Origin of the sequence: Pedobacter sp. GR22-10 (assembly GCF_026239715.1) — a bacterium.
GTDB lineage: Bacteria > Bacteroidota > Bacteroidia > Sphingobacteriales > Sphingobacteriaceae > Pedobacter.
Map to the genome: position 1 here is coordinate 408,567 of NZ_JAPIVR010000001.1, position 16,277 is coordinate 424,843.

Sequence of the window (16,277 nt, forward strand, 5' to 3'; positions counted from 1 at the left end):
AGTGGCTAAATATTAAGAATTTTTGCCCAACCCCTGAATATAAGCTGTAGGCGTAACACCAAATTCCTTTTTAAAGGCTTTGGTAAAATAAGATTGCGTTTGGATCCCGATTCTGTACATCACCTCAGTCATCAACACATCTTCATTTTTCATAATTTCTATCGCTTTACGAAGTCTGGCTGAACGCACAAACTCACCAATCGATTGCCCTGTAATTGATTTTAGTTTCTGGTAAAGTTTCGTTCTGCTCATGCCAATTTCCTTACATAAGAAATCAATATCCAGTTCAGGGTTAATCATTTGGGCATCAATAATAGCCAGCAATTTATTCATGAAAAGTTTATCCTTTTCAGAACTGACCAGTTCTCTGGGTTGAATTTCCCTGTTTTTTAAATAATGCTCTTTTAATTTTTGTCGTTGTTCAAAAATATTGCGGATGGTGATGTGCAACAGATTTGTATTTATCGGCTTAGTAAAATAAAGATCTGCACCAGATGCGGCACCCTCAATTTCAGCTTCTACACTATTTTTTGCCGTGAGCATTAAAAATGGAATGTGGCTGGTTTCTATATCTTCCTTAATGAGGCTGCAAAATTCCGTTCCGCTCATACCCGGCATCATTACATCGCTAATGATGAGGTCGGGAAGGTTTTGCCGGGCTACTTCCATACCTTTAATGCCATCTATAGCCTCCAGAATGTGATATTGATTGGCTAACGCATGCATTAAAAAATTGCGCAATTCATCATTATCATCTACAATTAATATCCTTTGTTTTTCATTTTGATTGTTTTCCACAACAGGAATGGTTGTTTTGTGATCAGCTTCCACCTGGTACATGATGCTTTCGAGTCGTGTTCCGCCAGCTGTATCACTTTGGGTAAACAACTCATCCATTTGGTAATCGCCTTTAAGCACCGGAATCCCGATCATGATTTCCGTTCCTTCATTTCTCTCACTTGATACTTTGATCAAACCCTTGTGAAGTAGGGTCAAACTTTTAACAAAGGCCAGACCGACACCCGAACCCAGATGTGATTCTGTTATCCGGTAATAGCGTTCAAACAAGTGCTGGATAGAAGCCTTCGAAATACCAATTCCGTTATCAATGACCCTGAAATAAACATATTCCGTTCCCTTATAATCACTTTCAATGTTCAGTTGGTTGGCAAATAATGGCATAACACCCTCTATAGAATGAAGGATCTGAATTTTTAATGTACCATTAGCTTTCGTATACTTCAATGAATTATTAACCAGGTTAAGGATAATTTTTTCGATAATCTGTCGGTCGAACCATATTTCCGTTGGTAAAGGATCTTTCTCAACCGTAAATATTATGTTTTTATCAGCGGCCATTTCCTTAAACTCTTCTGCAATTTCATCAATAAAAAGGTTAAGGTTTCCGGCTGTAACGTTTAGTTTTAGCGCACCGGCAGCCGTTTTTCTAAAATCCATCAGTTCATTAATTAACCTCAGCAGGCGGTTGGCGTTGCGGTGGATGGTGTTGTAATAGCTTTGAAAAGATTCCTGTTTATCTTCACTCAGCAAACGCTCAATCGGACCCAGGATCAGAGAAAGTGGTGTTCGGAATTCGTGAGAAATATTAGTGAAAAACTGAAGTTGGGTCTGGTGGATTTCTTCCCGCTTTTCTTCCTCTATTTTCCTCAGTTCCAGTCTGCGCCTGAAGCTTAAGGCCAGATAGGTGAAGTAAACAGCTGTACCAATAACCAGTAACCTGAACCACCAGGTGGCCCAGAAGGGTGGAGCAATGTATACCTCAATGGCTACACCAACGTTGTTCCAAATGCCATCATTATTGGATGCCCGAACTTTAAAAATATAGGTGCCCGGATCAAGATTGGTATATACCGCCTGTCGGCTATTGCCAATATTAATCCATTCCTTGTCTTCACCTTCCAACTGGTAGGCGTAATGGTTATTTTCACTTGATACGTAATTCAGTGCTGCAAACTGAAAGGTAATTGTTGCCTGATCGTAGTCCAGCTTGAGCTTTCTAGTATAGCTGATATCACTTTTCAGGATGTTTTCATCGCTTTGCGGGGAGATCACCTTATTAAATATTTTCAGCTCGGTGAGGTATACCGGAGGCACAAAGGCATTGGTTTTAATATCCTTCGGGAAAAAGGAATTAAACCCATTGATGCCGCCAAAAAACATTTCACCGCTTTTAGTTTTAAGATAAGCATTGGATTCAAACTCCTGTCCCTGCAGGCCATCTGCCATGTTGTATTGCTTATAAGTCTGTTTCTGCGGATGATATTTAGTCAGGCCATTTGCGGTAGAAATCCATAAATTTCCCTGTTCATCTTCTGTAATCCCCTTAATGAAAGCGGTGCTAAGTCCAGCTTTTTGAGTAGCCGGTACAAATTTATTTTTGCTGGCATTAAAGCGGTAAAGTCCGGCCTGGCCGATCCATAAATTACCTTTAGCATCAACAAAGATAACACGTAAATCAGGCTTTTTGCCACCTTCAGTAAAATAGTGACTAAATACTTTGGTCTTGAGGTTGTACCGGTTTAAACCACCATCATCTGTACCAATCCAGAGGTTTTTGTCCTGATCTTCGTTAATGGAAACGATGTTATTGCCGGTTAAATGTGTGCCATTTGTACCATCTGTAAGCCTTTTAAATCTATTTGTTGCGGGATCAAACAGGTTCAATCCACCATAATAGGTACCGATCCAAATGTGGTGTTCACTATCTTCAAAAGATCTTTGAACATAATCTGAAGAAATGGAATTAGGGTCGCTGTCCTCGTGCTGGTACCGGGTAAAGGTTCCATCTGCATTCATCCGGTTTAATCCTCCTGCCCAGGTACCAATCAGTAATCCGCCTTTGGTTTTGGTAATGTCTAAGATGGCATCGGCACCTATTGTTTTAGCATCGAAAGGGCTAAATTTAAAATGCTTAAAAACCTTACTTTTTTTATTGTAAATATCCAGTCCGCCGCCATCCGTACCAATATAGATCTCTCCGTTATCTGCTTCATAAAAAGCCCTGACATCATTATAGCTTAAGCTGTTTTTATCGGGTTCCTGCCTGAACAAGTTAAATTTTTCCGCCTGTGGGCTATAAAGATTTACACCTCCACGATGTGTACCCACCCAAAGATTACCTTGTTTATCTACAAAAAGAGCCGAAACGGTTCTTTGAGAAAGGCTGAAAGCATTACCTGCCTGATTCTGATCATGGGTGAAATTTTCTGTTAAAGGATTGAAATGATTTAAGCCACCATTAATGCCGCCTATCCATACTCCGTTTTGATGATCGAATGCAATGGCCCTGACCAAATTACTGCCCATGCTGTTGCGGTTTTTCTCTTCATGCAGGTAGGTTTTATAGGTATTATTCGCTGTGTTAAAATGAATCAGGCCATTTTCTTCAGTTGCCAGCCAGAAAGAATTGTCTTTGGCTTTTTTAATCGTCCTGATTTTATAATTGTTTAACTTAGGTTGAGCAATACCATTTGTTGTATTTAAAAGTTCAACACCAGCGTCGCTGGCAATCCAGAGTTGACTACCTGGATCGGTATAAATATCATTGATAAAATCTTTTCTCGTACCTATATGCTGCGTATTTCCGAAGGCATATTGCTTGAGGTTTTGCTGCTGCTGGTTAACCTTAAAAAGACCACCACCATAAGTACCCACCCAGATGCCTTGTTTATTTTGCACAATTGCAGTAATGATATTGCTATTCTGCCCGGAACCTGGGTAATGGGTGAACTTGTTTTGCTCCGGATTAAATTTATTCAGACCGTTTGAAGTTCCGATCCAGAGATTTTTGTCCTGATCTTCTAAAATACACCTGATGAAGTTATCGCTGAGACTTCCGGCTTTCCCCGTGCTTTTAAAGACGGTAATCTCATTGCCATCATAACGGTTCAGGCCATCTCTTGTACCGAACCAGATAAAGCCACGGCTATCTTGAAAAATGCACTCGATGGTGCTGTTTGATAAACCATTTTCTACATTAATGTGCTTAAACTTTAAATTTTGTCCGTAGCTGTTTAGGGCAAGCGTAACGCAGAGAAAAGAGAAAATAAGTTTAACAATACGGATCATTCTTGTGCTTCGCCAGACGCAATTTTTTTGAAATCAAATGTAATTTATTTTTCAGCAGCTTACGTATACTTTACATGGTTTATAGGTAAATAGGGCGATATTATGACGATTAGCACAAAAAAAATGGACGATAGCACAAATCAAAAACAGGGATAAAGGCTTTATTTGTGGCCATAATTCTAACCGATATTTCTATGCAGATGATTACAATTTTCTTCAAGAGTAACAAGCGAATGTTTATGCTATTACTATTGATTTTTACCCATGGATATCTTTTCGCTCAACAGGCTACCATTACCGGCGTGGTGAAAACTGCTCCAGATAATTTGGGGATGCCTGGGGTAAGCGTTCGATTAAAAGGAACGGCTACCGCAACTTCAACTGATGGAAACGGAAATTTCACCCTTAAAATTCCATCGAATGGAATTTTAGTATTTACCGCTGTAGGTTACAAAGTGCAGGAAGTTCCGGTTTCTAAATCAACCAGTTTAACCATTACCCTTATTGAAGATGCTTCCACTTTAAATGATGTGGTTGTAGTGGGCTATGGTACTACCAGAAAACAAGATTTAACGGGTTCGGTTGCTGTAGTTGGCGTGAAGGACTTTCAGAAGGGAAGCATTACCACGCCGGAGCAAATGCTTTCTGGCAAGGTTTCAGGGGTGGCCATTACTTCCAATAGCGGTCAGCCGGGTGCAGGAAGTACCATCCGGATTCGTGGAGGTTCATCTTTAAATGCCAGTAATGATCCTTTATTCGTGATTGATGGTGTTCCCTTAGAAAATGGTGGCGTTTCTGGTGCTTCCAATCCTTTAAGTTTCATCAATCCAAATGATATTGAAAGCTTTACGGTATTAAAAGACGCATCGGCAGCGGCTATTTATGGTGCCAGGGCATCTAACGGGGTCATCATCATCACCACCAAAAAAGGATTAAGCAATGAGTTGAAAGTGAGTTTCAACTCGGTTAATTCCATTTCTAAAATTGTAAAACAATTGGAGGTATTGAGTGCTGATGAAATCCGTTCCATTGTAAATTCAAAAGGAACTGCTGCACAAAAAGCACAATTGGGTAGTTTTAATACCAATTGGCAGGACCTGATTTACCAGGATGGTTTCTCTACTGATAACAACTTAAGCATAAGTGGCGGAATCAAGAAATTGCCTTATCGCATCTCTGTAGGGTACCAGAATCAAACAGGTTTATTAAGAACCGATCAGCTGGAAAAAACTTCTGCGGCACTGGTACTCAATCCACGCTTTTTTGATAATCACTTAAAGGTAGATTTAAACTTAAAGGGCAGCATGCAAAAAACACGCTTTGCCAACACCGCTGCTATTGGTGGTGCGGTAAGTTTTGATCCTACGCAGGCCACTTATACCAACCGCTCAGCATACAATGGCTATTGGGAATGGTTAGATCCAACCAGTCCTACGGGTTTAGTTAATCTGGTGGGCCGCAATCCGGTTGGTTTGCTGGAGCAGAGAGCAGATCGGGCTAAACCCATGAGAAGTATTGGTAATTTACAACTGGATTACCAGTTTCCATTTCTTCCGGAATTACATGCTAATTTCAATGCTGCTTATGATGTGGCTACGGGAAAAGGAACTGTTTATGTTGACCCGAATGCAGCCGAATCTATTTTAAGCAATGGGGTAAGCAATCAATATAAAACCAACAGGCAAAATACCGTTGTTGATTTTTACCTGAACTATGTGAAAGATTTTAAATCAATCAAGAGCAGGGTTGATGCTACAGCTGGTTATTCTTATAATGATTATTTAACTACGCAATATTTCTATCCGGTTTTTGATGCCCGGGGAAATAAAGTAGCCAATTCAGATCCGGCCTTTCCATTTAATAAACCTCAATATCGCCTCATCTCTTATTTTGGCAGGTTTAACTACAATTATGATGAACGCTTTTTGTTAACAGCAACAGTTCGCCGTGATGGATCATCCCGTTTTGGCCCGGCCTATAAGTATGGTACTTTCCCATCTGTTGCCTTAGCCTGGACCGCTAAAAATGAAGCGTTCTTAAAAGATGTTAAAGCCATATCCAACCTGAAAGTTCGCGCCAGTTATGGTATTACTGGTCAGCAGGATGGAATTGATAACTATGGCTACCTTTCCACTTATGGTTTAAGTTCACTGAATGCACAATATCAGTTCGGCGATACCTTTTACCAGATGTACCGGCCAAGTGCTTACATTTCCAATATTAAATGGGAAGAAACTGCAACTGCCAATGTCGGGCTTGATTTTGGTTTATTTGATAACCGCATTAGTGGTAGCCTGGATGTCTATCAGAAGAAAACCAGTGATCTGTTAAACCGGATTCCGCAACCTGCAGGAACCAATTTCGCCGCTACGGCAATTGTAAATGTAGGCGATATGAAGAATGAAGGGGTGGAGATGACGCTGAACTTTAATCCGGTAAAAGAAAAAGATTTCAACTGGGATTTCAGCGTAAATGCCACATACAATAAAAATACCATTACCAATTTAACCGTAGTTCCGAACGATCCTAACTATGCAGGCTTTCCAAGCGGTTCAATAGCAGGTGGTGTAGGCGGACAATTCGTATTTATAAATGCCGTTGGCGGACCGAAAAATACCTTTAACCTTTTTGAACAGGTGTATGACCAGGCTGGAAATCCGATTGAGGGTGTCTATGTTGATCAAAATGGCGATGGTGCCATTACCGCCAGCGATTTAAAGAAAGGTAAACAGGCAGACCCGAAATTGTTCCTCGGTTTCAGTAATAATTTAAGCTATAAAAAATGGAACCTCTCCTTTACCCTGAGAGCGAATTTAGGTGGTTACGTATACAATAATAATTACAGCCAAAGCGGTAACCTGGCACAAATTACGGGTACATCAGTTATCCTGAATGCATCACCAAACTACCTCACTACCAATTTCAAGACACAGCAATTGTTAAGTGATTATTATGTTCAGAATGCATCATTCCTGCGGATGGATAATATTAACCTGGGTCATGCCTTTGAAAAGTTATTTAAAAGCAAAGCCAATTTGCAGCTAACCGCCAGCGTGCAGAATGTATTTGTAATCACCAAATATAAAGGCCTTGATCCTGAGGTAGCTTCAGGAATAGATAACAACATCTATCCACGGCCTCGTGTGTATTCTATAGGCCTAAACCTCAATTACTAACGATTTATATTGAAATATGATGAACCGTTTTAATCCAAAATATATGAAACTACGTGTTTTAAAAATGTTCCTGCTGGTTTGCATCACTTCATTCTTGATGGTTTCCTGCACCAAACTGGATCTTACACCAACCAATGATTTAATTGCCGATAATGTATACACCAGCGTAAGCGGTTATAAACAGTCATTGGCCAAGGTTTATGGTGCCTTTGCACTTACCGGAAATGCCTCTGTTGGCCAGCCCGATATCCCTACTGAAATTATTAAGGATGAGGGTAACTCTGATTTCCTTCGTTTATACTGGAACTTGCAGGAGCTCACCACAGATGAGGCTGTTTGGTCATGGCAAAGTGATGCCGGGATTCAGGGTTTACATGAAATGAGCTGGTCATCAACCAATGCAATCATCAACGGATTGTATTACCGTTCCTACTTTCAGATTACCTTGTGTAATGATTTCATTAACCAATCATCAGATGATAATTTAAGCAAACATGGAATTACAGGAGCAGATGCTGTAGCGGTGCGCAGGTTCAGGGCAGAAGCACGTTTCATCAGGGCATTTCAGTATTCGGTTTTAATGGATCTTTATGGAAACGTACCAATGGTAACGGAACAAACGCAGATTGGCGGGAAAGATTTGCCATTACAGATGCAGCGTAAAGAAGTGTTTAATTATGTAGAGTCAGAACTTAAAGCCATAGAAACCGAACTGGCTCCGGCCAAAACCAACGAATATGGCCGTGCAGATCAGGCGGCTGACTGGGCATTATTGAGCCGGATTTATTTAAATGCTGAAGTATACACTGGCACGCCGAGATATACTGATGCCATTACCTATTGTAATAAAATTACGGGTGCAGGTTATGCCTTACATAACAATTACCGTGAATTAACCATTGCTGATAATCATTTGAATAAAGATGAATTTATTTTAACCATTAACTACGATGGTACCAGTACACAGAATTATGGCGGTACCACTTACCTGATGCATGGTCCGGCTGGTGTACCTGCAGAGGTTTCAGGTTCTAGCGGAACCTGGGGTGGACTGCGCATTACGCAGCAGTTTGTGAATCTTTTTGCCGATAAAACAGGGGCGACAGATAGCAGGGCACAGTTTTACATGAGCGGACAAAATCTGGAAGTGAATGATCTGTATACCTCTACTGATGGCTATTCGAGTACCAAATACCGAAACAAAACCCGTTCAGGCGGACCAGCACCTCATCAGGATGTAGCGAAAGATTTCTCTGATATTGATTTCCCGCTTTTCCGTTTAGGCGAAATATATCTCACTTATGCAGAATCTGTTTTGAGAGGTGGCACTGGCGGAAGTTTAAGTACTGCATTGGGTTATGTGAACCAATTGCGCACAAGAGCTTACAATGGAAGTACCGCAGGAAATATTAGTTCTGGCGCTTTAACTACTGATTTTATTCTGGATGAACGTGGCAGAGAACTGTGGTACGAAGCCTTCAGGAGAACCGATTTGATTCGCTTTGGCAAGTTTACCTCGGCTAACTATTTATGGGCATGGAAAGGTGGTACCCGAAACGGAACGGCGGTAAATGCCAGATTTTCATTGTATCCACTGCCTCCGACAGATTTATCTGCCAATCCAAACCTTCGTCAAAATCCTGGTTATTAATTAACGTTTCAGCAAAATGAAAAAAATATTCAACTCCTTATTTACCCTTCTGCTATTTAGCATTTTTATGCCGGGTTGCAAAAAGGATGAAAGTAATAACGTGGTCGTCAATCCATCAACTTCAGCTTTAGCATTTAAAACTTCATCTGCTGCGGTAGTATTAAGTCCTGCCAATGATGCAGCCAATGTGGTAACCTTTAGTTTTAATGCAGCAAATTTTGGAGCAAATGTAGTAACGGCTTATTCTTTGGAATTTGATCTGCCTGCAGATACCAGTGGCACCAATGCCTGGGCAAATGCAGTGGTGGTGAAAATTCCTGCAGGCACCTTACAGAAAACATATACCGGTGCTGATTTTAATGCATTAAGCGGTGTGCAACTCACATTGCCAACAGGTACTTCCAGCACAATCGCTGTAAGGTTAAAAGCAGAAGTAAACCAAAATACGGGAGTGGCCTCTGCCATTAAGCCAGTATACTCCACCCTAACCATGACGGTAAACCCTTACAAAGCCATTGTAGAATATCCGGCATTGCTGGTTAAAGGAGGCAATTCATGGAAAACACCAGCCACTAGAACCAATGGTTTTTTACTGGCATCTTCCAAGTTTAACAGTAAATACGAAGGTTACCTGAACCTGCCCAACGCAGATGGTTATGGTGGTGATGCTTTTCAACTGGTATCAACCCTGGATGCGAGTAAAGTATATGGCTGGGGCGGAACGGCAACAACCATGAGCTTGAATAGTGGTAATTTATACCTTTCACCTTCACCAGCATATATGAAAGTTAATGCTGATGTAGCAGCTTTAACCATCACTTATACACCGGTTAAATTTTTCATCTCTGGAGATGATAATGGCTGGAGTACCTCTGCTACACCATTGAATTACAATGCCACAACCGGAAAACTGGAAGCCGCAAACGTAGCACTAACCGCCGGAAAATCATTTGTATTTACCTGTAATGGTGGTTATGACATTAGCTACAAAGTTGATGCCTCTGGCAATTTGGTCTTTGCAGGTGCACCAGTGTGGGGTGGAATCAATATCCCGGTTACCAAAACCGGCGTGTTTACTGTTACTTTAGATTTAAGTGCGGGCGACGGAAATTATACTTATACCATTAAATAAAATGAATATGTTCGCAAATTATATAAAAAGCATCAAATGGTTTACTTTAGTGGTGATCATAATTTTAACAGGTGCTGGTTGCAAGAAAACCATTAAAGGTGAAACGCAATTTTACCCTGAAGCTGATGCGGTAGGTACCTACGCTAAAGGTGCCGATGTAAGCTGGGTAACCGAAATGGAAGCCGTAGGGCGGAAGTTTTTCAACAGCGCCGGCGTGCAACAGGATTTGTTTAAAATTCTAAAAGATAAAGGTATTAACACCATCCGCTTAAGGGTTTGGGTTAATCCGGCTTCGGGATATTGTAATACCGCCGATGTATTGGCCAAAGCAAAACGGGCGAAGGCTGCGAACATGCGTGTGCTGGTCGATTTTCATTATAGCGATACGTGGGCAGATCCTGCGCAGCAGAACAAACCAGCAGCCTGGGCCAATCAGGATTTCACGACCTTAAAAGCTTCCGTTCGCAGCCATACTGTTGCCGTTTTAACGGCTTTGAAAACAGAGAACATTATCCCGGAATGGGTGCAGGTAGGGAATGAAACCAACGATGGTATGTTGTGGAATGATGGAAAGGCATCTGTAAGCATGAAAAATTTTGCCGAATTAATTCAGGCAGGTTATGAAGGCGTGAAGGCTGTAGATCCAGCTTCTAAAGTGGTGATACATATAGCCAATGGATATGATAATAGTTTATTCAGGTGGATTTTTGACGGATTAAAAGCCAATGGTACCAAGTGGGACGTAGTGGGCATGTCGCTTTACCCAACTGCGGCAGATTGGTCTGCAAAAAACACCCAATGTTTAGCTAATATGAATGATATGGTTACACGTTATGGTTCTGAAGTGATGATTTGTGAAGTGGGGATGCCGGTTACGGATGCTTCTGCTTGCAGAGACTTTATTAAAGATATTATGGCGAAAAATAAATCGCTTGCCAATAATAAAGGCTTAGGTGTTTTTTACTGGGAACCACAAGCTTACAACAGCTGGAATGGCTACAAGTTAGGCGCATTTGACGATTCGGGCAAACCCACCGTTGCGATGGATGCCTTTTTGCCTTAATTTGCAAGCTGTATAAGTCGTAAACATTCCCTCTTGACGGGTATCCAAAGGGAAGGAGTGGTGACAAAAAATACATTTGATCAAAAACTTCTTACATGATTTTAAATAAACAATATTTATTTATTCTGGCCTTTATTTTGATGTCCGGCTTTGTCCGGGCACAAAATAAGCAAGGCATTTATGTAGATGCGAAAGGGGTGATCCGCTGGGAAAAAAATCATCAGGAAGCTGCCTTTTTCGGTACCAATTACACAGTGCCCTTTGCCTATGGCAATCGGGCTATCTTGAAAACGGGAATTACTGCAGAACAGGCTATTAAAGATGATGTTTATCATTTCTCCCGTTTAGGTTTAGATGCCTTCAGGGTACATGTATGGGATACGGAAATTTCAGATTCATTGGGGAATCTACTAAACAATGAACATTTACGCCTGTTCGATTTTTTACTGGCAGAGCTGAAAAAGAGAAAAATCAAAACATTAGTCACACCCATTGCTTTTTGGGGCAATGGATACCCGGAAAAAGATGAACGTACCGGAAGTTTCTCCAGTAAATACGGTAAACATGATGCGTTAACGAATGAAGCAGCTTTTAAGGCTCAGGAAAACTACCTGAAACAGTTCTTCAAGCATAAAAATCCATATACGGGGTTAACGTATCAGCAAGATGCGGATATTCTGGCAACAGAAGTGAACAATGAACCCCAGCATAGTGGCGCACCTGAACGCACAACAGAATACATCAACAGAATGGTGAGTGCCATCAAAAGTACCGGGTGGAGCAAACCCATTTTTTACAACATCAGCGAATCGCCTAAGTACGCGGCAGCCATTGTTAAAGCCGATGTGCAGGGACATAGTTTTCAATGGTACCCAACCGGTTTAGTAGCAGGCCATACCTTAAAAGGCAATTTTCTGCCAAATGTAGCTGCGTATAAAATTCCATTTGATACCATTCCTGCCTTTGCCAACCGCGCAAAAGTGGTGTATGAATTTGATGCAGGCGATGTGATGACCCCCATCATGTATCCCGCCATGGCGAAAAGCTTCAGGGCTGCAGGTTTCCAATGGGCCACACAATTTGCCTATGATCCAATGGCTACAGCCTATGCGAATACCGAGTACCAAACCCATTATTTAAACCTGGCTTACACGCCTTCAAAAGCCATTAGCTTATTAATTGCCTCCAAAGCATTCCATCAGCTTCCAAGGTTATTTAAATCCGATAGTGAAACCTGTTTTGGTGCTTTTAAACTTGATTACAAAAAGGCACTTAGCGAAATGAATACTGAAGAAGCTTTTTATTATACCAATTCAACCGTTTCGAAGCCGGTTAACACCCAAAAAATCAAACATATTGCAGGAGTAGGCAGTTCTCCTGTAGTTCAATACCAGGGCAATGGCGCTTATTTTATTGATCAAGTGGCAAAGGGAATCTGGCGTTTAGAAGTGATGCCTGATGCCATTCCAGTCAATGATCCTTTTGCAAAAGCTTCGCCTCAAAAAACGGTCACACAAATTGATTGGAAAAATTCAGTAATGGAAGTTCAACTGAATGATTTGGGCGCAGCATTTGAAATTAAAGGCCTAAATGCTGGTAATCAGTATGCTGCTCAAACAAAGACTGGTCGATTCAATATTTCGCCCGGAAGTTATTTGCTCATAAAGAAAGGGCTGAAGTCACAATGGAAAGCTAAAGATGCCTATGAAAATATTGTCCTTGGCGATTTCGTTGCGCCAAAGGCCAGTTTAAAGGGTGTTTTTGTGAAACATCAACCTTTAAAAACTGCAAGTGAAAATGTAGATATGGCACTTAAAATGGAAATTTTTGGTCTTGATCAAAAAGATTCTGCTTATATGGAATTGAATAATGCGCCTGGCCAATGGAAAAGCATGGGCTTAAATAAAATAGATCCGTACCATTTCACGGCAATAGTTCCTGCCGAAATGTTAAAGCCTGGAGTATTAAATTACCGGGTTATGGTTCACCAGGCCAATGGAAAATACCATACTTTTCCAGGGAATGTTCCAGGCACTCCCGATGCATGGGATAAGCTGGAAACGGAAAGCTACCAGACTTATGTAGGGGCGAAAAATGCGCATCTGGAAGTTCTCAATCCCGAATCAGACCGGAATAACATCAACATTTATAATCCGGATTGGAAGAATAATAAAATGGAATTTACTTCCTCTGAAAATCCGCTAAACCTGGAATTAAAACTTTCAATGAATGCACCAGAAAAGGCAGCCATAATAGGTTTTCAAAGTTTTATTGCAGATTACCTGTCGGGAAGAATGACTGACTTATCCGGCATGAGCACATTGGTGATCCGGATGAAATCGAACCTTAAAAACACAAAAGTAAAAGTGGGTTTGATTGATACTGATGCACATTTCTTTTCAAAAGAAATTTCAGCTGACCACGATTTCCGGGAAATAGAGATTCCGTTAAACCAGTTGAAAGCAGACCAGCAATTGTTATTGCCACGACCATATCCTGGTTTCCTGCCCTTATATTATCAATCGCCAATAAACGCCGGGTTTGATTTAAACCGAATCGAAAAACTGGAAGTTACTTTTGGTTACAGCGACAAAATTCAACCCGTTAACTTAACCATATCTTCCGTTTACTTTAAATAAGCGATTACTTCCATTTTAGCTTGATACCTTACTCCATTACTTTGATCCTTTATGAAAATTTATTCTTTAAAAAGTGCACTGATCATCTTTTTCCTATTCACTGTTACGTTTACTTCATTTGCACAAAATAGAACTGAACAACTGCTTACCGACGGATGGAAGTTTTTTAAAGGTAAAAATGAAGCCTCATTTGCAAAAGATTTTAATGACCGGGCCTGGAGAAATGTCACCGTTCCGCATGACTGGGCAATAGAAGGGCCTTTTGATAAGGAAATTGATAAGCAAATGGTGGCCATTGTGCAAAATGGAGAATCAAAGCCGAGTGAGAAAACCGGTCGCACCGGTGCATTGCCTTATATTGGTGAAGCCTGGTACCGAAATACATTTAGCCTGCCAGCCAGCGCAAAAAACAAGCAGGTAATTTTGCAGTTCGATGGGGCAATGAGTGAACCCAAAGTGTATTTAAATGGTGTTAAAGTGGGCGAATGGAATTACGGTTATAACTACTTTTATATGGATATTACCGATCACCTACTTGCCGGCCAAAAGAATGTATTGGCGGTTCACCTGAGTAATCAGCCAAAGTCATCCAGGTGGTATCCTGGTGCAGGTTTGTACCGCAATGTTCGGTTGATTACTAAAAATAAAGAAAACATTGAACAGTGGGGTGTAAGCATCACTACGCCAGAGGTAAACAAAGATTTCACCAAGGTGAACATCAAAACCAAACTTTCTGCTGCGGGGGCTAAACTGATCACCAGAATTTTAGATGGCCAGGGAAAGTTGGTTGCTACAGATACGGCCAAAACGTACTTCGGTAATGAAGCCGATCAAAATATTAAACTATTGAATCCAAATTTATGGAGCCCTGAAACACCTTATCTGTATACCGCTGTTTCTAGCTTATATGATGGGGACAAACTTTTAGATGAAGTAACGACCCGTTTTGGTGTCAGATCAATCAGCTACCTTGCCGGAACTGGCTTCAGTTTAAATGGAAAGGTTCGGAAGTTTAAGGGCGTTTGCCTGCACCATGATTTAGGTCCGCTGGGCACGGCCATTAATGTTGCTGCATTGCGCAGACAACTGCTGATTTTAAAGGATATGGGTTGCGATGCCATTCGCAGTTCGCACAATATGCCATCTTTAGAGCAACTGGAATTGTGTGACGAACTTGGTTTTATGTTCCTGGCCGAAACTTTTGATGAATGGGCCAAGCCAAAAGTAGAAAATGGTTATCACCGCTTCTTCCAGCAGGATGCGGAAAAAGATGTTGTGAATTTAGTTAAAGCCACCAAAAACCATCCCTGCATTGTCATGTGGAGTTCGGGCAATGAAGTACCGGATCAGTTTGGCGCAGAGGGTGTGAAAAGGGCTAAATGGTTACAGGAAATTTTCCACCGGGAAGATCCAACACGTCCGGTAACGGTAGGCATGGATCAGGTAAAAGCCACCATGGCTTCTGGTTTTGGTGCCTTGCTGGATATTCCGGGCTTAAACTATAGGGTGCATTTATACGATGAAGCTTATAAAGCTTTTCCTCAAGGCATGTTACTGGGTTCTGAAACGGCTTCAACGGTAAGTTCAAGAGGGATCTATAAATTCCCGGTTGTTAAAGCTAAGAATAAAACTTATCCTGATTTCCAGAGTTCATCTTACGATCTGGAATGTTGTGATTGGTCTAACGTGCCGGATGATGACTTCGTGATGCAGGACGATAAGCCCTGGGTAATCGGCGAATTCGTATGGACCGGTTTTGATTACCTGGGTGAGCCTACACCTTATGATGAAAGCTGGCCTTCACGAAGTTCTTATTTTGGTATGTGTGATTTAGCCGGGATTCCAAAAGACCGTTATTATCTATACAGAAGCAGGTGGAATACAGAAAAGCCAACCTTACACTTACTTCCACACTGGAATTGGGAGGGTAGAGAAGGACAAACTACACCCGTTTTTGTTTACACAAATTATGAAAGCGCAGAGCTTTTTTTAAATGGTAAAAGCTTAGGGGTGCAAAAGAAGAACAAGGCCACGCCTCAAAACCGTTACCGTTTAATGTGGATGGATGTAAAGTACGAGCCGGGTACGTTGAAAGTGGTAGCCTATGATCAAAATGGCAAGGCTGTTGCAGAGGAAACGAAAACTACCGCGGGTAAACCTTACCGCATTGTACTTGATCCTGACCGGAAACAGATCGTTGCTGATGGAAAAGATATCTCATTCGTTACCGCAACAGTAGTGGATCAAAATGGAAACCCTTGTCCGACCACTAGCGAGAGATTGAATTTTGAAGTGAAGGGTGAAGGCAAATTCAAAGCCGTTTGTAATGGAGATGCCACCTCATTGGAAATGTTCGATCAACCGACCATGAAACTGTTTAGCGGTAAACTGGTCATCCTGGTACAGTCTACAGGTAAGCCGGGCAATATGATCTTAAAAGTGAAAGGTAAGTCACTGATCAGCGGATCTGTAGAAATTGCTGCCCTAAAGCAACAATAAATGAGAGAGGCTGCTTGAAAAATGAATT

General features: G+C 41.3%; 7 protein-coding genes. 6 read left to right on the forward strand and 1 reads right to left on the reverse strand.

Translation table 11 applies throughout. The features are described 5' to 3' along the window. Window positions 1–12: 12 nt before the first annotated feature. Window positions 13–4,089, reverse strand: a complete 4,077-nt coding sequence (locus tag OQX64_RS01700; protein WP_265817285.1) for a hybrid sensor histidine kinase/response regulator transcription factor — start codon at window positions 4,087–4,089, stop codon at window positions 13–15. Window positions 4,090–4,283: 194 nt separating this feature from the next. On the opposite strand from OQX64_RS01700, the gene OQX64_RS01705 reads away from it, so the two are divergent. The 6 genes from OQX64_RS01705 (at window position 4,284) to OQX64_RS01730 (ending at window position 16,249) form a co-directional block, all read left to right on the forward strand. After that, window positions 4,284–7,265 (forward strand): SusC/RagA family TonB-linked outer membrane protein, encoded by a 2,982-nt coding sequence (locus tag OQX64_RS01705; protein ID WP_265817286.1) that lies wholly within the window; start codon window positions 4,284–4,286, stop codon window positions 7,263–7,265. A 43-nt stretch (window positions 7,266–7,308) separates the two neighbouring features. Then, complete coding sequence (locus tag OQX64_RS01710) at window positions 7,309–8,916, forward strand: RagB/SusD family nutrient uptake outer membrane protein (RefSeq protein WP_265817287.1); 1,608 nt, start codon at window positions 7,309–7,311, stop codon at window positions 8,914–8,916. Window positions 8,917–8,932: 16 nt separating this feature from the next. Beyond that, the gene (locus tag OQX64_RS01715) at window positions 8,933–10,048 is read left to right on the forward strand and encodes a SusE domain-containing protein (protein ID WP_265817288.1); all 1,116 of its coding nucleotides are present in this window, start codon (window positions 8,933–8,935) and stop codon (window positions 10,046–10,048) included. 7 nt (window positions 10,049–10,055) lie between these two features. Then, window positions 10,056–11,111 carry a glycoside hydrolase family 53 protein gene (locus OQX64_RS01720; RefSeq protein WP_265817289.1) on the forward strand — a complete coding sequence of 352 codons (1,056 nt, stop codon included), beginning with the start codon at window positions 10,056–10,058 and terminating at the stop codon, window positions 11,109–11,111. Window positions 11,112–11,206: 95 nt separating this feature from the next. Continuing rightward, complete coding sequence (locus OQX64_RS01725; RefSeq protein WP_265817290.1) at window positions 11,207–13,750, forward strand: membrane or secreted protein; 2,544 nt, start codon at window positions 11,207–11,209, stop codon at window positions 13,748–13,750. 51 nt (window positions 13,751–13,801) lie between these two features. Beyond that, the gene (locus OQX64_RS01730; protein WP_265817291.1) at window positions 13,802–16,249 is read left to right on the forward strand and encodes a DUF4982 domain-containing protein; all 2,448 of its coding nucleotides are present in this window, start codon (window positions 13,802–13,804) and stop codon (window positions 16,247–16,249) included. The last annotated feature ends 28 nt before the right edge of the window (window positions 16,250–16,277 follow it).